The organism is Neptuniibacter sp. (assembly GCF_024231755.1).
Lineage (GTDB): Bacteria > Pseudomonadota > Gammaproteobacteria > Pseudomonadales > Balneatricaceae > Neptuniibacter.
Genome location: NZ_JAAEQH010000062.1, coordinates 1 through 22,504, shown reverse-complemented (window position 1 = coordinate 22,504; position 22,504 = coordinate 1). Strand labels below are relative to the sequence as shown.

The following is a 22,504-nucleotide window of genomic DNA, read 5'->3' as shown; positions in this document are numbered from 1 at the left end:
GCTCATAGTCAGCTTGAAAATATTTACATATCCGACTTTGACTGAAGTTAGCGCCTGAAATAGACAACAAATCGTTATAACTGCTCAGCAGAGCCAAACCGGCTCTGGCTGGGATTGTAATGATTCTATAGGACATTTCAGGTGCTAAGCATGAACCCTATCCACTATAAGCTGACCGACAGTCAGTACATCAGTGATCTCAACCTTCAAGTCAACCCTGATAGTTATCTTACCCATCTGTGCGCAGATACAGGCATGGGTAAGTCCACATGGGTGATTGATTATCTTTCCCAGCAGGGCAATACCCTGTTCGTTGTGCCCCAACTGGCGCAGATTAAACAGCTGGAACACAAATACAGTGACCGAAAAGACATCGAGTTTATCTACGGGGGTAACACTGAGTTAAGTGATTACCCATCCAATATTGTCTGCACATATGACCAATTACGGGCTATCCAATCGAAAATCCATAGTCACCACTACATGCTGGTGGTGGATGAGGTTCATAAACTCTATCAGGCCGCGAGCTATCGGACAGAAGCCGTCTCCCAGATAGTCGATGCCATCATGGAAGAAGGGTTTAATAACGTACTGACCATGAGCGCAACATTTACCCCTGAACTAGTCCCTTATCGCATAGATTCATGGCTAGAGGTTAGCAGGAACACTGCGATAGATAGACATATCGAACTTGAGCTTTACTCAGATCTCTATTCAATGGAAGAACATGTCATCTCCAATATCGATAGCAGTGAACAGGGGCCTACAGTTGTTCGCATTAATAGCAAAAAAGACATTATCGCCTATCAGCAAGTACTCGAGAGCAAAGGCCTGAACTGTCTAGCGGTTAATCGCGATTTACAGGCTACAGAAGCTGTATCTACGATGCTAAAAACTGAAAGCTTGGACGGTTATGATGTGGTACTCACTACCAGTCTTCTGGATGAAGCTATCAATATTCAGGATGAAGTGATTAACGAACTGATTGTCTTCAATAACCAGATTCACCCTGAAGAGTTAAAGCAATTTGTTGGCAGGTTCAGGAACTGTAATCCGAAGGTGCGACTCTGCTTAGCTAAATATCTCCTGACGGGTAAAGCAAAAGACCTTAATCAGGCGATGAAATCTAATGCCTGCGTCGTTAGTGCTGCAGAACAGTTAGCAGAGGTGATCTTGATGGAGTGTGATGCACTACAGGCGGTACGTAAGGCTAATGAAACATTGAAAGCACTATTCGGCTTCGAACCATTGCGCCTCAACTATGGCAAGATTGCAGCGAACGATGCAGGTGCCATGGCTAAGCTGTACCAAGCAGATATCAATCACTGTTATCACTCGCTCACTACGTTGCAGAACGCAATGAAGCGCATATTCCATCATATGGAGTGGGAGGTAAAAGAAGTAGATTGTGGAAGGAATTGTAAAGATGCTGCTGCCTTCGATGCGGCATATGATGCTATTACTGATGATTGGTATGGTGCATTGAATAATTGTAAATCTGCTGTCAGTCAGGAAATCTCGAAGCAAAAGAATGCAGGCGTATCAGCCCTGAATTCCAACGAGGTATTGGCAACTTGCTCTAAGCGTTTCTCTCCTGAATCATTGGAGTTGGGAATCCTCCAGAACTGGTGGCAACTGCATACCGAAGTGATGCCCGATCTGTGGGAAGCATTTGATGCTATTGAGCAAGATCGAGCAGTGAAGATCTGGCAGTTCCACAATTCTGCACGAAGTAACCTATACATCGAACCGTTATTACTCCAGTTAAAGCAACTTCCTATCGGTACGGTCATGACATTGGCAGAAGCCAGAGAGTGTGTACTGAGTTCGTTGCGTCAGGTCAGTAAGCAGTATCCGAATTTCAAGGATCTTATAGCCAGCTCAAGTCTTCCTGGCGTTACGGTAAAGCGCAACAATCACTTCGACGTTACGGATCGCTATGTACGCTTTATCTTCCGTGAGTACACAGCAACACGCCCGGTACGATCAAATAACAAAGATAGGATCGTATTCAATGGCATCGGCCCGTATGGCTATAGATACCGAATCGTGGAATCAGGGATAGATACTAAAAAGAAGAAACAAGTAAAAAGGCTTCGTCGGATCAAGCCAGCCGCTTAATGGATAGCCATGTACTTAACCCGGATTCCGGGTTAAGTACATTTTAGCCGTGTGGATCATTGCTGCTGTTCGATAAATTTGCGGATAAGCAATCTTACTTGCTGGCTGACAGGCCTAGCTTCATTCTCCGATGCAATCCTCAGCAACTCTGCTTCCTCCTGAGTCAGGTAGAAGCTCATACGAACTTTTGTCTTGGCTGTTCTTGGCCTACCGCCTAAGGAATGTTCGAGCTCAGATAGAGTCTTTAGCTTCATTAACCGCGTCCTCCGATGGCAGTGATTCGGTCATAAATATCATTGTGTTTATGTATAGTTTTATGGAGTGTATGCAGTGCCCATATATTCAGGACATTCAAGTACCAATCGATACCATCAGCGCTAACCCGATCAAATAGGGTAGTGTTCTTCATCGAGAAGATAGGAATACGCCCCAGAGCAGACCACAATCGATCACGTGCAGTATCACGCTTCCTCTCATCCGTGAAATGATTGATGATGATTACGATGGGTTTACCTGCATCCTGGAGTAACTCATACGTTTTTAATGTCGCTGCAACAGAACGAGCATCGGTACGCGTAGGGATGATAATCACATCGCAGAAACTAGCTGCATGCGCGATCTTGGGATCAAGAAGAGTAGATAAAGCCCCAAGATCAAATACCGCATTTTCCAGCTGAGCCAGATCAGCGGGAATCTTTTTCTTGTTGATGGGAATTTGTATGACATCTTCTATCGCAGGTGGTGTGATGTCATTAGTGATGTACTGACTTCCAGTGCGCATAGCAAGGTTCAGACCTATAGAGCTCTTACCCACCCCGCCTTTAATGGAGGTTACGAGATACTTCATATTGATAACCCGACAAGTTAATAGAATGGCGAAATTGCCGCTATTAATATGTTGGGCTAGTGGGGACCAAGTTTAGTACTAAACTTGCACCCCTGTAGTTCACTGAGGTACTAGTGGGCATTCACACCCAGCCAAAGGCTCAAGAGCACCTGGACGTTCAATTCAGGCATGCTTTATTCAAGAGCTACTGTTCATCCGTTATCAGTTATAACTCTGCTGTAGAGAAGGCAGACTCGCTATGCAGTTCATGGGGAATTGATAAGTTTCAGGTAGTCGGTTTCCCTTAAAAATAATGAATAAAAAGGCTACTTAGCTAGACTGACTGAGACTGAGTCATAAACTGCCGAAGACAAGGGATTAGAAATTCACTTCAAGGATAAATTGAGGAGAGAAGAAGCCCTTCATATCTTGTTGCGCCGCTTGGCGCGGCGCAAGAGAAAAAAGAAGTAGGGGAGCGAGCTTGCGCTCGCTCCGGTCCATAAATTGGGTTTAGGAAGGTGTTTCTAGCGTGATCTGGACACTAAAAACACCCATCTGGTAATAGGCAATAAAGTTCTCCTGGAATAGGCTAAATAGATCCTTAGCTTTAACCAGAGCAACTGACTTCCCGTATCGGACCTCGCAAAGATCAGAGTGGATATCAAAGTCGATCTCTTTAGCCAGTTCAGTCGCCCAACCTGTACCAACGTAAGAGAAATCGGTTAGATAGTCGAATTCAAACCCTGCCTTATGGCGAGACAGGCCAATCTCCACAGGATGATACCCTCCAAGCTCTGGTGAATAGTTAGGATCTCTGAAGTTGAATACAACCGAAGTTATATCACTTACCGGATCTAGGCTCGGATGTGCCTTATCCAGTTCATCGTTCAACAGTTCGATCAGTTGATGGGAAACAGGCAGCACTAAGCCGTCCGTTAAAATTGGCAGTTTCATACAAGTAACCTGTTAGATTTAGTGTGTAAGGTGGTGTTGCTGGAGTGTGTTGTATGTGTGGGGAATAACTAGGAACTTCGTTTCAGCAGCGCAGTTGAACGTTTATCAAAATCATCAACCAAGACATGGAGAAATGTACTGTTCTCCGAAGGCTTAATTAGCCGGATGTCGGATGCTCGCAAAATGGCAGCAAGAAAGGAGCTGTTATTGGATGACTTACCTACCATGCATTCCTTCAGCACTGAAGATTTAAATGGATGGCCAGCTTGCCCAGACAAGATGGTAATGATCTTCTCGAGGGGGATCATCTCTCGTGAATGTAAGCCACCGCCATCGGTATCTGAAATTTGTAAATAGTTCCTTTTCTCTTCAGTCTGGCGGGCAAACTGGAAGTAGATCTTTCCGGTCGATTTAGGGCTTAACTTGTCAGCAACACCTCGCTCAATCAGTATTTTGTAATTCTCATCGGGGTTGTTTGTCTCTCCTTTCTGCTCAAGCTTTGTAGTGCTGTCAGCAGATGGCATAGATTTTTGCGGGGACATAATAATCTCCTTCAGATTTCATTTATTAGTGAATTTGCTTGTGACTCATGGTGTGACTGGACTTGGTCAGAGATAGCTTTTAGCGCAGCAGTGATAACTGCCAAGTCATCTAATAGGCCAACCACGAGTGCTATATCAGGTACTGCATCTAATGGATTAACCAGATAGACCAGAGCGGCTACGATGATGGCTTTTGTCTTAGCGGGTACGTCAGCATCCGTGATGAGGACATAGAGCAATGTGGCTTTATAAAGGAGCTCTTTTGCCCCTTTAATCTGTTTAAGTTTGCTGAGCAGTTCGTCTATTGATAGATCAAACATCAGCTAACTCCTGACAGAGAGGACAGTCGTTATGTATCAACAGGTAGATACCGGAGCCTTCATCAGAGAACACCGCTAATGCCAGTTGATAATCTTCACCGATCGGTATCACGAACTCTGGATAGTCCAAGGCAAACTGTAATTGCGTCTGAACTTCATCAGTCGCGGTTCTGAATGTGTTGTGATTGTCATCAGCTGTTAGATGAATAAAGACCGTGGGTATCTTTAACCAGTACTGCTTAGCTAAATCTTCTGAATCAAAGCCCTCTATGAGGTGCCTGATAGTTTCAGAGTAGATATCCTCAGTTAAATTGAACGTGCCCTTATCAGGCCAAGTCGTTGTGATTTGCATGGTTTTCTCCGGGCAATAAAAAAGGCCTTACCCGAAACAAGTAAGGCCTTTAGTTATGAATGGTTGATGGTTAACGCACGAGCTCGCTGAAGGCATCGCTCACATTTCTCTGCCTCTCGACAGTTTGCTTACTGTATCTGGCAGACGATTGAATACAGAGATGCCCCAGTTGGTATTGAACATCGATCAGAGATTTACCAGATGAGACCAAGCATGAAGCTACAGAGTGTCTGAGATGGTGAGGTACTAGACCTTCATAGTCTTTAATGCCTGCATTTTTTAACACTTTTAAGAAGGCGATGCGGAAGCTGGAGATTGGATTACCAGTTACTCGACCAGCAAACAGGTAAGGGTTGCCAGGTACCAGCGGTGTCTCGTTAATAATCTCCATAGCAAGATCTGAGAGATAAACTTCACGGCTTTGGCCATTCTTAGTCATCGGTAAGTAGAGGATCTGTTTGTCCTTATCCAGATGCTCATGCTTAGCTAATCTCAGCTCCCCACTTCTGCAACCAGTGACAGCAAGTAGGGCAATAATTCCACCAATCTGCTTATTGGGGTAACAGCGAGCCTCAGTTATCACTGCTTTCAACTCTTTAGCATCCAGAAAGCGCATCCGGATATTGTTCTCCCTGAGTTGCTTCACCTTCATGGCTTCATTGCTATCGATAACATCCATGCGAAGTGCCAGTTGCCCCATGCACTTCAATACAGCTATCACACGATTACATGTGGCCGGAGCTAAAGCCTTCCTGTGGGAATTGGCAGAGTTCAGATCCAGTTGAAGTTGTAGGACGTGAGATGCTTTCAGATCTTTAAAGAGCATATGGCCGAATTTGGGTTCGGCATGAAGGCTGAAGCGTGTGATCTCATGCTTCCATGAGCGTGTGTGCTTCTTCTGGTAGGGCAGGTAGGTATTCCAGAAGAACTCTGAGACAGTAGGGTGGTTACTGATCTCTTCATTCTCTGCTTTAGGGTCTATACCCTCAGCAAGCATTGCTCTATAGCGTTGTGCGGCTTTACGTGCTGTTGCCACATTGATGTCAGGGAATCGACCTAAAGAGATGCTGCGCTTTCTCGACTGAAAAACGTATCTCAAAAGAAAGCGTTTGCTCCCAGCTTTCTTGCTAGAGAGGCACTTTAGTCCTGTGATCTCCGTATCGGAGAACTCCAACTCTGTGCTTTTAGCGTTTGATGGGTTAGTTGGTAAAGCCCGGATGCGGGCATCAGTGAACTTGAATTTCGTATTCATGAAACCTCCGGAATTGGATATCCGGGGATTTCATATATAGTCATTCAGAGCTTTAATACGGTATGCAGGGACGGCAGAAATGTGCCAAAAGCTGACATTCCTGTTCATGGCTGAGAGGTATCGATGAAACTCATAGCAATTCAACCGGGCGTCCGGAGTATCACCCTGCCACACTCCTATAACTCTACATCTATGGTTATCTGAAGCGCATTCAGTCATCCCGGCGATTGAAAAAAACGGCGCACTGTAATGTCAAACTGATGCGGTTTCTCACACTATGGTCACAGTGCTGTAGGATGGTATTGTATTTGTAGACCTATCTCCGGTGAAGATGGCCTGCAAGTGACAAAAAGAAAGCTATGTAACGGTGTATGAATTGTAACCGCTGGGTTTTACTTTACTCTTCTGAGAAGTGTTCTCCGCGCTTGTGCTTATTAGACTTCAATAAATGATCCTTCAATACCCTTTGCATTGTACATTTTCTTATCAGCATCAGAAATAAGTTGGTCGAGCTCTATGTATTGATCTGCTCCGGTTTCTGCGATGCCCATACTCAGATGATATTCTGGATAACAATTGGAAAAACAATCGATCATTCTCTGCCCAACTATCCTCGCTGCATCAATGTTTGTATCGGGTAGTAGAATGCAGAACTCGTCACCACCATATCGACAGGCAGTATCGGCTTCCCGAATACATTGGTTTATTGAAACACTGACACCTTTTAAAACCTCATCACCATGTAAATGACCCATTTTATCGTTGATCTGTTTGAAGTTATCCACATCGATATAAATCAAAGATAAGAAGGTTTCCCGGCGTTTCACTGATGCTATTTGCTGATTGGCAATCTGGCGTAAAAATCGCTGATTTTTCAAGCCAGTCAGAGGGTCTTGCTGCGCTAGTTCTTCTAACTGTATTGTCCTTTCGGCAACTTTTTCTTCAAGGCTATTAGCATATTTTTCAGTTTTTTTGTTAGCTAACGCTAATTCAGAAAGCAGACTGTCAATATATGTATCAAATACCAGAGTAGTATCAAAATAGAGTAGTTTATCTAGTGCGTCCTTTGTGTCGGACAAAGTATTCGAATCGTTAATGCCTTGTGCCAATGCATCGAATAGAATTCTCTTTAATGAGCTGATGGCACTGAGATATAACTTTGGCTCAACTCCAATTCGTTTGTGCACCATACCTATACGTAAGCGGTTATTTACATACTCCCCATCATATTTGCCTGAGAATAAATCTAAGATGTAGTTATGTTGAGCGGCTTTAAGTCTGTTCAATGTGTCAGCATCACTGATTAATACTGAAATATCGTCAATGGTTAGTTGAGAAACGTAAAATTGATCAACTAATGTTTCAAGCTGTTCTTCTATGATCGGCAACGCATTTTTTAGGTGTTCAAAATGGATTGGTGTCAACGCTGATAATTCCAGTCTGTTGTGAATTTCAGCATCACTAATCTTCATTTGCTCGAGTAATGTTTGATGCGCACGGTGCATACTTTTTCCTTCTCCTAGCTCATGAGGAATATAAGGCTATTTTTACATCGAACCAGCTCTCTGTCATGTAGGTTGCTCCATAATAGTTTGAATTGCCACCGTTTTTATAAGCAGTATTCTGTTCTACTTGAATGCCTGCAATTGGCACACAGCAGGCTCTAGTGATTTGAATTTTTACCTATTAGTTAACGGCAGCTCTGTGTCGTTAGCTGCCCTTGAACGCCTGAGCTTCGGGCGTAATTACCCTGCGTTTTGACCGTAAAACAGGACTTGATTCACACCGAGGTTGTGAATCTTGGTATAGAGCAATGGAGTGTGTTGGATGTCTCTGCGCACAGAATCCGCACAGGAAATTTTTAGGTTATGGACCGGGGGCGTGATTTAGGCACAAAAAAAGCGGCCATCTTTCGATTCCGCTTCTCTATCAGAGCCCTTGTATTACAAGGGTTTTCTCTTATTCCTCAAAGGGTTGAGGAGGATGGTACCAGCGGCCGGACTCGAACCGGCACGTCCGCGAGGACAAGGGATTTTGAATCCCTCATGTCTACCAATTTCATCACGCTGGCACTTAAGAGACGCGTATTATAGAAACCTGTGAGCTTTCGTCAATCGATACTGTAGAAAAACTGAAAAAAAGTCTGCTTTCGTATACAATGCGCGCCCTTTGTATTTTTCTGAATTTAACGGAAGAACGTCCTGAATGCAGGTTAAAGATTTCCATTTTGATCTACCGGAAGAGTTGATCGCGAGTTTCCCGCTGGAGCAGCGTAGTGCTAGCCGTTTGTTATCTGTTGATGGCAATGCGGGGGTGATTAATCACGGTACCTTTACCGATGTGTTGGAGATGATTCAGCCGGGTGATCTGATGATTTTCAACGATACCCGTGTGATTCCGGCTCGACTTTTTGGTCAGAAAGAATCCGGCGGTAAAGTTGAAGTGCTGGTTGAACGTGTGCTGGATGATAAGCGAGCGCTTACTCATGTGCGTTCCAGCCGTTCGCCTAAACCTGGAGCGAAGCTTTTGCTGGAAGGTGGTATTGAAGCAGAGATGGTTGGTCGTCATGAGAACCTGTTTGAGCTGCGCTTTAATATAGATGGCAATCTGGTGGAAGCGCTTGAGCAGTATGGTCATATGCCTCTGCCGCCGTATATGAATCGTGAAGATCAGTTATCTGATCGTGAACGCTATCAGACGGTTTATAACAAAAAGCCAGGTGCGGTAGCTGCGCCAACTGCTGGTCTGCACTTTGATGATGAGTTGCTGGCTAAGTTGGACGAGAAGGGTGTTCAGCGTGCTTTTGTTACTCTGCATGTAGGTGCGGGGACCTTTCAGCCGGTGAAGGTGGATAATATTCAGGAGCATGTGATGCACTCTGAATATATCGAGGTGAGTGAAGAGGTTTGTGAACTGGTGAAGCAGACGCGTGCTAATGGCAAGCGCGTTGTTGCTGTGGGTACCACCAGTGTCCGTAGTCTGGAGAGTGCTAGTCAGAAAGGTGAGATCGAGCCTTTCTTTGGTGATAGCGACATCTTTATCTTTCCAGGTTATGAGTTCAAATCGGTTGATGCAATGATCACTAATTTCCACCTGCCAGAATCTACTCTGTTGATGTTGGTAAGTGCGTTTTCCGGTTTTGATCATATTAAGCAGGCCTACAAGGAAGCGGTTGAGCAGAAATACCGTTTCTTTAGTTATGGCGATGCGATGTTTCTGACACGTCAGACCGAACTGCAGGATTAGAGGTAAGAATGAGCAGACAGTGTTTTATGCAGTTTGAAAAGATTGCAGAAGATGGTAAGGCGCGTCGCGCGCGTCTTCAGTTCCCACGTGGTACGGTGGAAACACCTGCATTTATGCCAGTGGGAACATACGGCACCGTAAAAGGTATGACGCCAAAAGATATTGAGGCGACCGGTGCGCATATTATTCTGGGTAATACCTTTCACCTGATGTTGCGCCCGGGAACCGAGATCATTCAGCAGCACGGTGATCTGCATGACTTTATGCAGTGGAAAGGTCCGATTCTGACCGATTCGGGTGGTTTTCAGGTGTTCAGTCTGGGCGCGATGCGCAAGATCACCGAAAAAGGTGTGACCTTCCAGTCACCGGTTAATGGTAGCAAAGTGTTTATGGGGCCGGAAGAATCGATGCAGGTTCAGCGCGAACTGGGTTCTGACATCGTAATGATCTTCGATGAGTGTACCCCTTACCCGGCAACTGAAATGGAAGCGGCTGAGTCGATGCGCCTTTCACTACGTTGGGCTAAACGTTCAAAGGATGCTCATGGCGATAGCCCGTCCGCACTGTTTGGTATTGTTCAGGGCGGTATGTACCCACATCTGCGTGATGAGTCGATGGCCGGTCTGGAAGAGATTGGTTTTGATGGTTATGCCATTGGTGGTCTTTCCGTAGGTGAACCTAAAGATGAGATGGTTAAAGTGCTGGATCATCTGGCGCATAAAATGCCAGAAGATAAACCGCGCTATCTCATGGGTGTGGGTAAGCCGGAAGATATCGTCGAGGCAGTTCGCCGTGGTGTGGATATGTTTGATTGTGTTATCCCAACACGTAATGCACGCAACGGATTCCTGTTTACCGATAGCGGTGTAGTAAAAATCCGTAATGCGGTGCATAAAACGGATACCGGTCCATTAGATGAAACATGTGAGTGTTACACTTGCCGCAACTTTAGCCGCTCTTATCTGCACCATCTGGATAAGTGTAAAGAGATCCTTGGCGCGCAGCTGAATACCATTCATAACCTGCACTACTATCAGGTACTCATGGCTGGATTGCGTCAGGCTATCGAACAGGGTAAATTGGGCGACTTTGTGGACGAATTTTATCGTAAGCGAGGCCTTGAAACGCCGCCGCTTGACTCCATATAAGTCAGAACTATTGATAATAAGATTTTTATATTTTTTCAGGAGTAGCTAAATGAGCTTCTTTATCTCCCCAGCGTATGCTGAAGGTGCGGCGGGTGCGCCAATGGATTCCGGCATGTTCAACATGATCTTTCTGGTTGGTTTTGGTCTGATCTTCTACTTCTTTATGTGGCGTCCGCAGGCTAAACGTGCCAAAGAACATAAAGAGTTGCTGGGTGGCCTGAGCAAAGGTGATGAAGTGATCACTGCAGGTGGCATCCTGGGTAAGGTTGTAAACCTGAACGATGACTACATTGTATTGGAAGTGAGTGAAGGCACTGAACTGACTTTCCAGAAAACTCATGTTTCTGCTGCTCTGCCAAAAGGCACTATCAACAGCATCTAATTTAACAAGCGCCACTGCTAAGCGGCGGCGCTTTTGTTTTGTCAGGGAATAGGGCGCCATGCTCAACCGATACCCCCTCTGGAAGAATCTCCTAATTCTGTTTGTTCTGATTCTGGGTGGCTTATATGCTGCGCCGAATCTGTATCCCGATGATTACGCTATTCAGCTGACCGGCAGCCGTGATGTATTCAAAGTCGATCAGCCGCTGGTAGATCGTGTGAATTCCGCTCTGGAGCGTGAAGGCATTCCATCTAAATCTGTTGAGCTGGACGAAAAAGCGGGCCTGATCCGTTTTCATGATGGCGAATCTCAGTTAAAGGCTAAGGATGTTATCGCCAAGGTTGTAGGCGATGATTATGTTGTGGCGCTTAACCTTGCCCCAACAACACCTGATTGGTTGACCTCTATCGGTGCGGGTCCAATGAAACTGGGCCTTGACCTGCGTGGTGGTGTGCACTTCCTGCTGGAAGTAGACCTGCCAAAGGCAGTTAGCCAGAAGCTTGAAAACTATGCGTCTGAGATCAAAGGCCGTCTGCGTGAAGAAAAGCTGCGTTATCGTAAGCTGGATATCGAAGAGAACGGTGCGCTGGCGGTTAAATTCCCTAAACAGGAAGCCCGTGATCAGTCGGTTGATCTGCTGCGTAAAGAGTTTCAGGAGTTTCTGATTACTGCAGATGATCGTGAAGATGGTTTCTACACGATTGTGAATCTGACTGAGCAGGCGATCAAAGATATTGAGACCTATGCGATCAAGCAGAACCTCACTACGTTGCGTAACCGTGTTAACGAACTGGGTGTAGCAGAGCCGCTGGTTCAGCGTCAGGGTCGTAACCGTATTGTGGTTCAGCTGCCGGGTATTCAGGATACCGCAGCTGCAAAACGTATTATCGGTAAAACAGCGACGCTAGAATTCCGACTGGAAGCGAAAAGCAGCGCTAGCTCTGCGCGTACTGAAGTTTATGAGTTTCGTAGTGAGTTAGGTCGTAAAGCAACCCTTGAAAAAGACATTATTATCAAAGGTGATAATGTTGCTAACGCACAGGCATCTTTCGATGAGAACGGTCAGCCTCAGGTAAACATCACGCTGGATTCCAAGGGTGGTGAGCTGATGGCGCGTACCACTAAGAATGCGGTACAGCGTCGTATGGCGGTTATCTTCGTGGAAGATAAAGAGCGTACAGTTTACAAGACCGTTGATGGCGTACAGGTAGCTGAGAAAGTTCGTTACCAAGAGAAGGGTATTATCTCTCTGGCAACGATCCAGGCTGTACTGGGTAGTCAGTTCCGAATTACTGGCCTTGATGGTGCAGGTGAATCATCTGAGCTAGCGCTGTTGCTGCGTGCAGGTGCGCTGGCTGCGCCGATCTACTTTGTAGAGGAGCGTACCGTTGGGCCTAGCCTGGGTGCACAGAATATTGAAACGGGTGTGACTTCGGTTCAGATCGGCTTTGCGCTGGTACTGATCTTTATGCTGATCTACTACCGTGTATTCGGTGTATTGGCGAACATCGCTTTGACATTGAACCTGATGTTGCTGGTGGCGGTGATGTCGATGCTCTCGGCCACGCTGACCTTGCCGGGTATTGCGGGTATCGTATTGACCGTAGGTATGGCGGTGGATGCGAACGTACTAATCTTCTCGCGTATCAAAGAGGAATTGAAAAATGGTCTACCGCCGCAATCTGCAATCAATGCAGGTTTTAAAGGCGCAACCACTACTATCTTTGATGCCAATATCACGACTCTGCTTGCAGCTGTCATTCTGTTTGCGATGGGCACCGGGCCGGTTAAAGGCTTCGCGATTACACTGTCCGTCGGTATTCTGACTTCGATGTTTACGGCCATTCTGGTTACCCGTGCGCTGGTTAACCTGACTTATGGCGGTCGTCAGATTAGCAAGCTGTCAATTTGAGGAGCCGATGATGTCTGAGTTGAAAATTTATAACTTCATGGGCTTGCGCAAGATTGCTGCAGCGAGCTCAATTATTCTGCTGGTTATCTCTATTGGTGCTCTGGCAGTTAATGGACTTAAATTCGGTCTAGATTTCACCGGTGGTAGTCTGGTCGAAATCGGCTATGAGCAACCTGCTGATCTGAATAAGATTCGCGGTCAGTTGAAAACTGCTGGTTACGAAGATGCGGTGGTACAGACCTTTGGTTCGCCTACCGATATTCTGATCCGTCTGGGCCAGGATCATGATCCTAAGCTGGGCGACAAGGTTCTATCTGCCCTGCAGGCTGATGAAGGCCAGCAGTTGAATCTGCGCCGTAACGAGTTTGTGGGCGCGCAGGTAGGTGAAGAACTGCGTGAACAGGGTGGCATGGGCATGCTGCTGGCACTGTTCATGATCATGGTTTACGTAGCTTTCCGTTTCCAGATCAAATTCTCTCTGGGTGCTGTTGCCGCTCTGGCACATGACGTTCTTATTGTGCTGGGTTTCTTTGCCTTGTTCAGGCTCGATTTTGACCTGACTGTATTGGCTGCGATATTGGCGGTAATCGGTTACTCGTTGAACGATACAATCGTTGTATCTGATCGTATTCGTGAAAACTTCCGTAAGATGCGTAAGGGTACGCCTCTGGAGATTATGAATACCTCACTGAGTCAGACTCTGGGTCGTACTTTGGTGACGTCCTTGACCACGTTGTTGGTGCTGGTTGCACTGGCGGTATTTGGTGGTGAGATGATTCATGGTTTCGCAATCGCTTTGCTGGTCGGTGTGCTGGTGGGTACTTACTCATCAATCTACGTAGCTGCAAACGTGCTGGTTGCGATGGGCATCTGTAAAGAGGACCTGATGCCGCCGGAGGAAAAAGAGGAAGAGGTCGACGACCTTCCTTAATAAGTTTTACCGGAGCCGGCATCTGCCGGCTCTTTTATTTGCGCGTTATATGGTTCAGCGTGATATGCTGAATTTATCTATGTTCCCCTTGAGAACGACCTATGAGCAACGACTGGACTAAAAAAGACCCTGATGCAGCAGCGGAAGCTGAGAAATACGAAAACCCGGTGCCAAGCCGCGAGTATATCCTGCAGTTTATGCAGGAGCGGGGGGCGCCTGTAGGTCATGCTCAGCTGTGTGAGGAGATGGGGGTCTGGAACCCGGAAAGCCGCGATGCACTCTCTTTCCGTCTTAAAGCAATGTGTCGTGACGGCCAGTTGATGAGCAATCGCCGTAATGAGTTTGCGTTGCTGGACAAGATGTCGCTGATCAAGGGACGTGTCATCGGTCACAGAGATGGTTTTGGTTTCGTAAAACCAGATGAAGGCGGCGATGATCTAAAACTGAGTCCTCGCCAGATGCGCCAAGTGTTTGATGGCGATCGAGTGCTGGTACAGGAAGTAAATGTCGATTTTAAAGGCCGTCGTGAAGGGAAAATTGTAGAGATTCTGGAGCGAAATACACGCAAGTTGGTGGGGCGCTTCAGTGGTCAGGAAGGCTTTGGTTACCTGCGTCCAGAGAATCAGCGTATTACTCAGGAAATTATGATTGTTCCTGATCCTGAAAATCCTCTGCAATACAAAGATGGTCAGCTTGTAGTGGCAGAACTGATCTCTCAGCCGGGTAAGCGTCAGATGCCTCAGGCTAAAGTGACCGAGGTACTGGGCGATCATATGGCGCCAGGTATGGAGATCACAGTTGCTATCCATAACTATGATATTCCCCACGAATGGCCTGATGAAGTACGTCAGGAAGTGGGAGAGTTGGCTGCTGAGGTTGAGGAAAGCGCCAAGGTAAACCGTGTAGATTTGCGTGATCTGCCGTTGGTCACTATCGATGGTGAAGATGCCAAAGACTTCGATGATGCGGTTTATGCTGAGCGGAAAAAATCTGGTGGTTGGCGTCTATGGGTCGCGATAGCCGATGTGTCCTGGTACGTACGACCAAACTCTGAGCTGGATAAAGAAGCGTTTAAGCGCTCCAACTCAACATACTTTCCAGAGTTTGTTGTGCCGATGTTACCAGAGCTTCTCTCCAATGGTTTGTGCTCTCTCAACCCTGATGTAGATCGTCTGGCGATGGTTTGTGAGATGACCATCAGTGAAGCAGGTGTGCTTTCTGGGTACAAATTCTATGAAGCTGTGATCCGTTCTCATGCCCGTCTTACCTACACCAAGGTTGGTAAGATGTTGATGCAACCGGATGAGGGTGAGTCTAAACAGTTGCGGGCGCACTACTACAATATCGTTCCTCATCTGGAAGATCTCTATAGTCTCTATTTCGCGTTAAGAAAGGCACGTGATATCCGTGGTGCTATCGATTTTGAAACCACTGAAACCCGTATGGTGTTTGGTGAGGACCGTAAGATCGAGCAGATTGTGCCAGTCCACCGTAATGATGCGCATAAGCTAATTGAAGAGTGCATGCTTTGTGCAAACGTAGCCACCGCACGTTTCCTGAAGAAGCTGGATATTCCAGCGATCTATCGTGTCCATGAGGGACCAAAAGAACAGAAGCTTGAGAACCTACGCTCATACCTTAGGGAGCTGGGTTTGAGTTTGGGGGGCGGGGAAAAACCTGAGCCAAAAGACTATCAGGAATTGGCTGAGTGGATTGAGGAACGACCTGATCGGCACCTAATCCAGACTATGATGCTGCGCTCAATGCAGCAGGCAGTGTACAGCCCGGATAACCAGGGGCATTTCGGTCTGGCTTATCCAGCTTATACCCACTTCACTTCCCCAATTCGTCGTTATCCGGATCTGCTGGTACACCGTTTGATCCGTGCGGCAATCCACTCGGAGAAAAAAGATAAAGCGCTGCAACGTCCGGATGACTTTGCTATCAATTCAGCATTCGCTTGCAACTACAGCATGGAACAACTGCTGCAGTTGGGTGAGCACTGTTCGATGACTGAGCGCCGTTCCGATGAGGCTACACGTGATGTAGTGGCGTGGCTCAAATGTGAATACATGCAGGAGCATGTGGGTGATGAATTTGAAGGTGTCATCTCCGCTGTAACTGGTTTTGGTGTGTTTGTTGAGCTGGATGAACTATTTGTGGAAGGGCTGGTGCATATTACGGCGCTGCCGGGTGACTACTATGTGTTTGATCAGGCTAAGCAGCGTTTAGTTGGTGAGCGAACTCGCAAGGTCTTTAAACTAGGTGATCGCCTACTGGTGAAAGTGGTCCGGGTTGATCTTGATGAACGTAAGATTGATTTCGAACTGGTTGAACAGAAAAAACAAGCTAAGAAGAAAACGACGCGTGAGCTGTTGGCTGAAGGTAAGCTAGGTGCTCAGGATGGTTCCTCTTCCTCTGGAAAACTGCCGGGCCATAAGCATGAGTGGGGCCATAAACCTACGCGTCGTGATGAACGCTCGAAGCCGAAAAAGGGTTCGCAGCGCGAAGCCTTGATGCGCTCAGGGAAAAAGCGCGATGTAGTCCCAAATGGTAAGCCTAAGAAACGTATTGTTGACGATAAGGCTAAGCCTGCGAATAAACATAACTTGTCTGCTGCAGAGCAGGAGCTTATGGAGTTCAGCGGTGGTGGCAAGGGTAAAAGCAATAAGGCGAAAAAACGAAAGGTCACTGCTAAGCCTAAATTAAAAAAGCCAGCCCTAAAGGGTAAGAAAAAGGGCCTTAAGGTTAAGAAAAAGCGCTAACCAGTATATAGCCTGAACAAAGACAAGCCAGCCATATCAGTAGCTGGCTTTTTCCTTTATTTGAGGTTGATAAACCACTTTCTGATCTCGGCAATAGTAACCGAAAAATAGCTGCAAATATGATCCCTTCTATCAAGCCGGTAATGACATCTAATGGCCAGTGCACTCCTAGTACAACTCTAGATAGTGCTACAAGAGCGGCTATACAGGCAGCGCTAAGGTAAATCCAGCGCCTTGACGGTGTGGCATAACCATAGGCGAAAATTACCGCACAGAGAAATAACAGGGTGCTTGCTGCACTGCTATGGCCGCTGGGGAAGCTGAATGTGCTTAGGTGTTGCCCTGAGGGAGGCCTTGGATTAGCAAAAATAATTTTAAGCAAGCTGTTAAACGCTTTTCCAGAAACCAGTAGGGCAGCAAAGGTGAACATGAGGGTTTTGCTGCTGTATCGGTAGAGCCAGAAACAGATTACAGCACCAGCGCTGAAAACCAGTAATGAGTCACCCAAGCTGGTAATCAACCCAGCAATATCTTTGATCAGATGTCCGAATGAGTTATTTGTGGGATGAAGTAGTGAGAATGTGTCTTGATTCCACTTCTGCAGTGTTTGGGTTGTCTGAATAAATAGCAGTGCAGAAAAGCTGGCAGAGGCGGTTAGAAGAGCTACAAGTGGAGCGGTAAGGGAATGTTTATTGTCTGTCAGCCATTTGTGACTCGTGCTGAATATCAGGAGCATCACCCCGATAATAATCAGTGTTTCAATTAACAGTGCCCAGTTAATAGAGATGCTCTCTGCAGCAACTCCGGTAAGGTATCCTGGAATAATATAAACCGGGCTCCATACCAGGGCTGAGGCTAGGTTCAGTGGAAAATAGGCTAGCGGCTTCATTTGGCATGTTCCAGCCACAAAAGGCACTACTGGGCGTATAGGGCCGATAAACCTGCCAATCACGATGCTGATAATGCCATATCTGGCGAAAAAGGTTTCCCCTTTGCTTAGCCATTCGGGGTGATTTCGAATAATCGGCATGCGGCGAACTGGTTGCGCTAAATAGCGGCCAGCAATGAAACTCAGTCCATCGCCTAGAACAGCACCGGCAAAAGCTGAAATGAGCAGAGCGTTAAGTTCAATGCCCTGCTGGCCAGCCAAGGTTGCACCAAGAAAAAGTAATGCTACACCGGGAACAAAAATACCGGCAAAGGCGAGTGATTCCAGAAAAGCGATACCAGCAATTATCAGAATCAGGTTGGAACTTTCTGGCAGTAGATTAAAAAATGATTCGCTGAGCACAACTTTTCCTTCGGTACATGAGCCTTTATATCTTAGAGCTCTTCCTAGAGGATAGATATGCCCAAGAAACCAAGCCTTTGCTATAATTCGCCCAACTTGAACATTCTTTGGGCCCTGTCTCGATGAAAGAGATTATTCTGCTTAACATTTCCGGTGATGATCGACCGGGAGTTACCTCCTCAATCACAAAAATTCTGGCAGCTTATCAGATTAATATTCTGGATATAGGGCAGGCGGTTATACACGATACTCTGTCCCTTGGTATTTTAATTGAGGTGCCGAAAGAGGCTGAATCTTCACCGCTGTTGCGCGATATTTTGTTCAAGGCTCATGAGCTGAATATGAATATCCGTTTCCAACCGGTAGATGAGGAAAATTACGAGCAGTGGGTAGATGGACAGGGTAAATCCCGACATATCATTACTTTGCTTTCCCGTAAGCTCAGTTCGGAGCATATCGCTACGGTTACTGAAATTGCAGCCAGTCATGGTCTCAATATTGATAATATCAATCGTCTTTCTGGTCGAGTTAGTCTGAATGATTCTCCCGCTAAGACTAAGGCTTGCGTTGAGTTTTCAGTTCGAGGTGCGCCTGCTGATACTGCCGCATTAAGAGCAGAATTCCTGAAAACGGCTAGTGATCTTGATGTGGATATCGCGTTCCAGAAAGATGATATTTTCCGTCGTAACCGTCGCCTTGTTGTGTTTGATATGGATTCAACTCTGATCGAAGCGGAAGTTATTGATGAGCTGGCTAAAGAAGCGGGTGTTGGTGAGCAGGTTTCAGAGATCACAGAGGCTGCAATGCGTGGCGAGATTGATTTCAATGAAAGCTTCCGTCGTCGCATGGCTTTGCTCAAGGGGTTGGATGTTTCTGTCTTAGATGAAATTGCAGAGCGCCTACCAATGACTGAAGGTGCTGAAGAGCTGGTTTCAAATCTTAAAGCTTTAGGCTTTAAAACGGCTATTCTCTCTGGCGGTTTCAACTACTTTGCATCTCATCTGCAGAACAAACTGGGTTTCGATTATGTCTATGCGAATGAGCTGGATATAGATGCCGATGGCAAGGTGACAGGTGAAGTCAAAGGCACCGTTGTTAACGGTGAGCGTAAGGCTGAGCTGTTGCGTGAGATTGCTGAAAAAGAAGGTATCCGTCTCGAGCAGACAATTGCTGTAGGTGATGGTGCAAACGATCTACCGATGCTATCTATTGCAGGTTTAGGCATTGCATTCCGTGCGAAGCCTTTAGTGAGGGAGAGTGCAAAACAGGCGATTTCTACCCTGGGACTGGATGGTATTTTATACCTGATCGGTTTCCGTGATCGCGATACTCTTATCTGATTTGTTCAGTTATTTCGTTAGTTTTTATTCAGCGAAGAAATCGTAATCCATCTTCTCGCGTGGAGGTTGCAGGTAGAAGCCCTGCACATAATCCACGCCCGCTTTCCATAGTGTTGCCATCGCTTTGGTATTTTCTACCAGTGGGGCGATGGTGATCTTGTCCATGCTGCTCAGCTGCTGTACCAGATTAAAGAACTGCTCATCTTGGTTAGTATCCTGCCCCAGCTCCTGGATATAGGAACCATCCAGTTTTATAAAATCTGCTCGTACTTGTTTTAGGATGTCGCTTTCTTCTGGTGAACTTCCAAAATGTTTGATGCACACCCGGCAGTGCATTTTGTGCAGCTTCTCTGTATACAAGCGAGCTTGCTTTGGTGAAATGGTTACATCGTTTTCACTGATCTGAAATACCAAACGGTCTGCTGGAATATTGTTACGTCGCAGCGCTTCTGCTAACCAAACTAACAATTTTTGATCATTAAGGGTGTGCACTGAGATGTTGATAAACAGGGTGCTATTATGCTTTTGCTTCAGTGAGCGTTTTAGGTTTCTTAAACTGTGCTCAATAACCCATCTATCCACTTTTAGCGCTATAGCCGGGTCACTTATAGCATTCATAAACTCGTTAGGGGATAGTTCGTTTTCTTCATCACTGAGTAAGCGTAGCAAAACTTCGTAGTGTTGCTCGGTTTCGTTTTCGGAGGTCAGGTTAACGATAGGCTGAAACAGGAGCCTAAACTCCTTCTCATCGACTGCTTTGCAGATCCGCATAAATTCATCATTATGCTGTTCGGTTACAGTTGCCTCTGGAATATGCAGTTGTACCCCGTTGCCTTTCTTGGTGTCGCTATGCAGACTCTTAGCTGCGGATTCTGCTCGTGCTAAGACCTCCTGCATAGGAGGTGTGTTGTCATTGATCAGCGAGATGCCTATTGAACAGGTTGTTTGCGCACTGACCCCGGCTGCCTGTGATGTGTTGGATGCAATTTTCTTACATAATGTCTCAGCAAATGCCTGAGCATTTTCTACGTTAGGGTCACGGAAGATGATCACAAAGGTGTTATCTTCTGGATGAGTGAGTAGATGGGCTTTATTAACCATCTTTCTCAACAAGGCCGATATGTCCCTGATGACCTGGTCACTTCCTTCATTGCCAAATCTGGATCGAATCTGTTCCAGCTGATCTAGTTCAATATGCAGCAGACTGCAGTCGTTACCACCATGTAAAGCTTGCTGAACAATTTGCTCCAGCTGTTTGTGCAGATGTTCTTTGTTATATAGCCCAGAAATGAAATCTAAATCTTCACTTAGAAGGTGCCCAATGTGGTGATCATCTACACGGAACAGTGCGCGAACAGCCTTATCGCCATTGAATTCAATGTTGGAAAGTTCAAGGTTGGCTGTGAATTCAGAGCGGTCTGTACGTTGGGCTGTTAATTGGAGAATTATTTCCCCTGAATGTTCTTCGCTGAGAGAAGCAAGTTGTTCAGAGAATTCAGCCCGATCATCGTAAGTAAAAAGGTTAGATAGTCCTTTCTCCGTAGCTTGCTCTGAGTTGTCATAGCCAAAGAGATCAAGAAAGCTTTCATTGCAGAACACAATATCATTACCCTGACTGCAGACAATGGCATTCTTTGAGCTTTGCATTAGCTGTACGTTGCGTTTTTCTGCCTCTGCAAGAGCTGCCTCTGCTTGTCGTAAGCGGCGTCGGTGATCAAGGCTATCAAGTTCTTTGCGAATATGAATTAAGACCAGCTCTTTCTCATCTAATGGAACCACTGCTTGAAGATGGTTCTTTAGGCCCTGAAGCAATAGTTGGCTATCTGAGCTAGGGATGATCTGGATGATGGGAATGTCTTTATGCAGTCGCTTAAGATGGCTTATGGCATGCTTAGAGGTAAATTCCCCTCTATCTATAGTGCAGAGAATAAGATCCCAGGAGCGTTCGCTCAGTGCGTCTAAGAACTCTTGCTCGTTGTTAACCTGCTTTCCTCTAGGGGATATACGGGATGTTCTGAGCAGAGTGATCAGAGGCGCGGTTTCTTCTGCGCTAAGGCCAAGAAACAGTAGTTGTACGTTTTTTCTAAGGCGCTGTCTGCGATGGTGCCCTGAGCCATATTTTTCCAGAAGGGCGTTACCATCAATTTCAATTGCTTGTGGCATGAAAAGCAGCTCCTAATCCTGTTCCTTGAGCAGAGACGGTTTAATATCCGATGGATTATTAGTGATCTCTAAAGTCTATCTGCTTTAGGCAGTTCTGTCAGGCTTTATCCTGATGAGAATAATTAAAAAATAAGGGTTAGTACTTATGGGGTTTCCGGAGGTGATTGGACAGAAACAGAATGGTTTGGTTCTGATCTATTAGGTCGTTGAGGGTTTAAACGCTTTTTGTTGGAGGTGTGTCCTCACGCCGAAGCTCTTTTCAGATTTAATCGCGATGTACCCGCAAGGGGCAATCGCTCCAACAATATTAATATACGCTAGGAGAACGGAGGAACTGGATGGAGTGGCTGGGCTAAGGTAGATGGGAGGATTGATCCTTATCGTCTGGTGACGATGAGTCCCCTGTGGGCTTCAATGCTTCGTGTTGGAGGCGTGTCCTCACGCCGAAGCTCTTTTCAGATTTAATCGCGATGATGACATCGCTCCAACAATATTAATATACGCTAGGAGAACGGAGGAACCGGATGGAGTGGCTGGGCTAAGGTAGATGGGAGGATTGATCCTTATCGTCAGGTGACGATAAGTCCCCTTCGGGCTTCGCAGCAATAGATGCTCGTCGCAAATTGCCGTGCAATTTGTCGAACCTGGAGGTTCTTAGTGCTATATGAAAAATCAATACTGGATTAGAAGTGTGAGTGTGTCTGAGAAAGTGGCTGGGGTAGGAGGATTCGAACCTCCGCATACTGGAATCAGAATCCAGTGCCTTACCGCTTGGCGATACCCCAACAGAGAAGATGTATCCGAAAATGGAAACAGTAGATAAGCATGGTGGCAATAGCGGGACTCGAACCTGCGACCCTCGCATTATGAATGCGATGCTCTAACCAACTGAGCTATATTGCCACTCAGATTAGCTCGTAGAGCTAATGCTTAAGATATCTTTTCGAAAGAAAAGATGG

18 protein-coding genes, 3 tRNA genes and 1 pseudogene are annotated in these 22,504 nt (G+C 46.2%); 9 read left to right on the top strand and 13 right to left on the bottom strand.

Annotated elements, in window-relative coordinates:
• Positions 1–150 precede the first annotated feature (150 nt).
• Entirely contained in the window at positions 151–2,121 is a 1,971-nt protein-coding gene (locus tag GY843_RS02855; RefSeq protein ID WP_297306305.1) for a DEAD/DEAH box helicase family protein, read from the top strand.
• 56 nt (positions 2,122–2,177) lie between these two features.
• Here the strand turns inward: GY843_RS02855 and GY843_RS02850 are convergent, their stop codons facing one another.
• The 7 genes from GY843_RS02850 to GY843_RS02820 all read right to left on the bottom strand — a co-directional run bounded on the left by GY843_RS02850 (position 2,178) and on the right by GY843_RS02820 (position 6,367).
• A complete protein-coding gene (locus tag GY843_RS02850) occupies positions 2,178–2,375 on the bottom strand; it encodes a hypothetical protein (RefSeq protein ID WP_297306303.1) in 198 nt (65 codons plus the stop codon).
• Positions 2,375–2,968, bottom strand: coding sequence for a hypothetical protein (locus GY843_RS02845; protein ID WP_297306301.1), 594 nt, complete (start codon positions 2,966–2,968; stop codon positions 2,375–2,377). The genes GY843_RS02850 and GY843_RS02845 overlap by 1 nt, the downstream gene beginning before the upstream one ends.
• A 489-nt stretch (positions 2,969–3,457) precedes the next feature.
• Positions 3,458–3,901 carry a DUF2787 family protein gene (locus GY843_RS02840; protein ID WP_297306299.1) on the bottom strand — a complete coding sequence of 148 codons (444 nt, stop codon included), beginning with the start codon at positions 3,899–3,901 and terminating at the stop codon, positions 3,458–3,460.
• 68 nt (positions 3,902–3,969) lie between these two features.
• Entirely contained in the window at positions 3,970–4,443 is a 474-nt protein-coding gene (locus tag GY843_RS02835) for a hypothetical protein (RefSeq protein ID WP_297306297.1), read from the bottom strand.
• A gap of 11 nt (positions 4,444–4,454) precedes the next feature.
• On the bottom strand, positions 4,455–4,763 hold the full coding sequence (locus GY843_RS02830) for a DUF1232 domain-containing protein (RefSeq protein ID WP_297306295.1): 309 nt from the start codon (positions 4,761–4,763) through the stop codon (positions 4,455–4,457).
• Complete coding sequence (locus GY843_RS02825; protein ID WP_297306293.1) at positions 4,756–5,115, bottom strand: hypothetical protein; 360 nt, start codon at positions 5,113–5,115, stop codon at positions 4,756–4,758. Before GY843_RS02825 ends, GY843_RS02830 begins: the two co-directional genes overlap by 8 nt.
• 70 nt (positions 5,116–5,185) lie before the next feature.
• On the bottom strand, positions 5,186–6,367 hold the full coding sequence (locus GY843_RS02820; RefSeq protein WP_297306291.1) for a site-specific integrase: 1,182 nt from the start codon (positions 6,365–6,367) through the stop codon (positions 5,186–5,188).
• A 143-nt stretch (positions 6,368–6,510) separates the two neighbouring features.
• Here GY843_RS02820 and GY843_RS02815 point away from each other — a divergent pair.
• Positions 6,511–6,630: pseudogene (locus GY843_RS02815) on the top strand (transposase); the annotation flags it as partial.
• Between the two features lie 171 nt (positions 6,631–6,801).
• On the opposite strand, the gene GY843_RS02810 reads toward GY843_RS02815, so the two are convergent.
• Together GY843_RS02810 and GY843_RS02805 are read right to left on the bottom strand one after the other, a co-directional pair.
• Positions 6,802–7,872, bottom strand: coding sequence for a GGDEF domain-containing protein (locus GY843_RS02810; protein ID WP_297306289.1), 1,071 nt, complete (start codon positions 7,870–7,872; stop codon positions 6,802–6,804).
• Between the two features lie 479 nt (positions 7,873–8,351).
• Positions 8,352–8,438 (bottom strand) — tRNA-Leu (locus GY843_RS02805).
• Positions 8,439–8,572: 134 nt separating this feature from the next.
• Between GY843_RS02805 and queA the strand changes: the two genes are divergently transcribed.
• The 6 genes from queA (at position 8,573) to rnr (ending at position 16,751) form a co-directional block, all read left to right on the top strand.
• Positions 8,573–9,613: a tRNA preQ1(34) S-adenosylmethionine ribosyltransferase-isomerase QueA gene (gene queA / locus GY843_RS02800; RefSeq protein WP_297306287.1), complete on the top strand. Its 1,041-nt coding sequence runs from the start codon at positions 8,573–8,575 to the stop codon at positions 9,611–9,613.
• A gap of 8 nt (positions 9,614–9,621) precedes the next feature.
• Positions 9,622–10,761 carry a tRNA guanosine(34) transglycosylase Tgt gene (gene tgt, locus GY843_RS02795; protein ID WP_297306285.1) on the top strand — a complete coding sequence of 380 codons (1,140 nt, stop codon included), beginning with the start codon at positions 9,622–9,624 and terminating at the stop codon, positions 10,759–10,761.
• A 49-nt stretch (positions 10,762–10,810) separates the two neighbouring features.
• Positions 10,811–11,143 (top strand): preprotein translocase subunit YajC, encoded by a 333-nt coding sequence (gene yajC, locus GY843_RS02790; protein WP_297306283.1) that lies wholly within the window; start codon positions 10,811–10,813, stop codon positions 11,141–11,143.
• Positions 11,144–11,201: 58 nt separating this feature from the next.
• Entirely contained in the window at positions 11,202–13,055 is a 1,854-nt protein-coding gene (gene secD, locus GY843_RS02785) for a protein translocase subunit SecD (RefSeq protein WP_297306281.1), read from the top strand.
• A 10-nt stretch (positions 13,056–13,065) separates the two neighbouring features.
• The gene (gene secF / locus GY843_RS02780; RefSeq protein WP_297306279.1) at positions 13,066–13,986 is read left to right on the top strand and encodes a protein translocase subunit SecF; all 921 of its coding nucleotides are present in this window, start codon (positions 13,066–13,068) and stop codon (positions 13,984–13,986) included.
• 101 nt (positions 13,987–14,087) lie between these two features.
• A complete protein-coding gene (gene rnr, locus GY843_RS02775; protein ID WP_297306277.1) occupies positions 14,088–16,751 on the top strand; it encodes a ribonuclease R in 2,664 nt (887 codons plus the stop codon).
• On the opposite strand, the gene GY843_RS02770 is transcribed toward rnr, so the two are convergent.
• Complete coding sequence (locus GY843_RS02770) at positions 16,735–18,042, bottom strand: bifunctional DedA family/phosphatase PAP2 family protein (protein ID WP_297306275.1); 1,308 nt, start codon at positions 18,040–18,042, stop codon at positions 16,735–16,737. The two genes, rnr and GY843_RS02770, sit on opposite strands and share 17 nt — an antisense overlap.
• Before the next feature lie 122 nt (positions 18,043–18,164).
• Here GY843_RS02770 and serB point away from each other — a divergent pair, with 122 nt between their 5' ends.
• A complete protein-coding gene (serB, locus tag GY843_RS02765) occupies positions 18,165–19,382 on the top strand; it encodes a phosphoserine phosphatase SerB (protein ID WP_297306273.1) in 1,218 nt (405 codons plus the stop codon).
• Positions 19,383–19,406: 24 nt separating this feature from the next.
• Here serB and GY843_RS02760 read toward each other — a convergent pair whose 3' ends face one another.
• From GY843_RS02760 to GY843_RS02750, 3 genes are all read right to left on the bottom strand, one after another.
• Entirely contained in the window at positions 19,407–21,545 is a 2,139-nt protein-coding gene (locus GY843_RS02760; protein WP_297306271.1) for an EAL domain-containing protein, read from the bottom strand.
• A gap of 710 nt (positions 21,546–22,255) precedes the next feature.
• A tRNA-Gln gene (locus tag GY843_RS02755) sits at positions 22,256–22,330 on the bottom strand.
• A gap of 41 nt (positions 22,331–22,371) precedes the next feature.
• Positions 22,372–22,448, bottom strand: a tRNA-Met gene (locus GY843_RS02750).
• Positions 22,449–22,504: the final 56 nt, after the last annotated feature.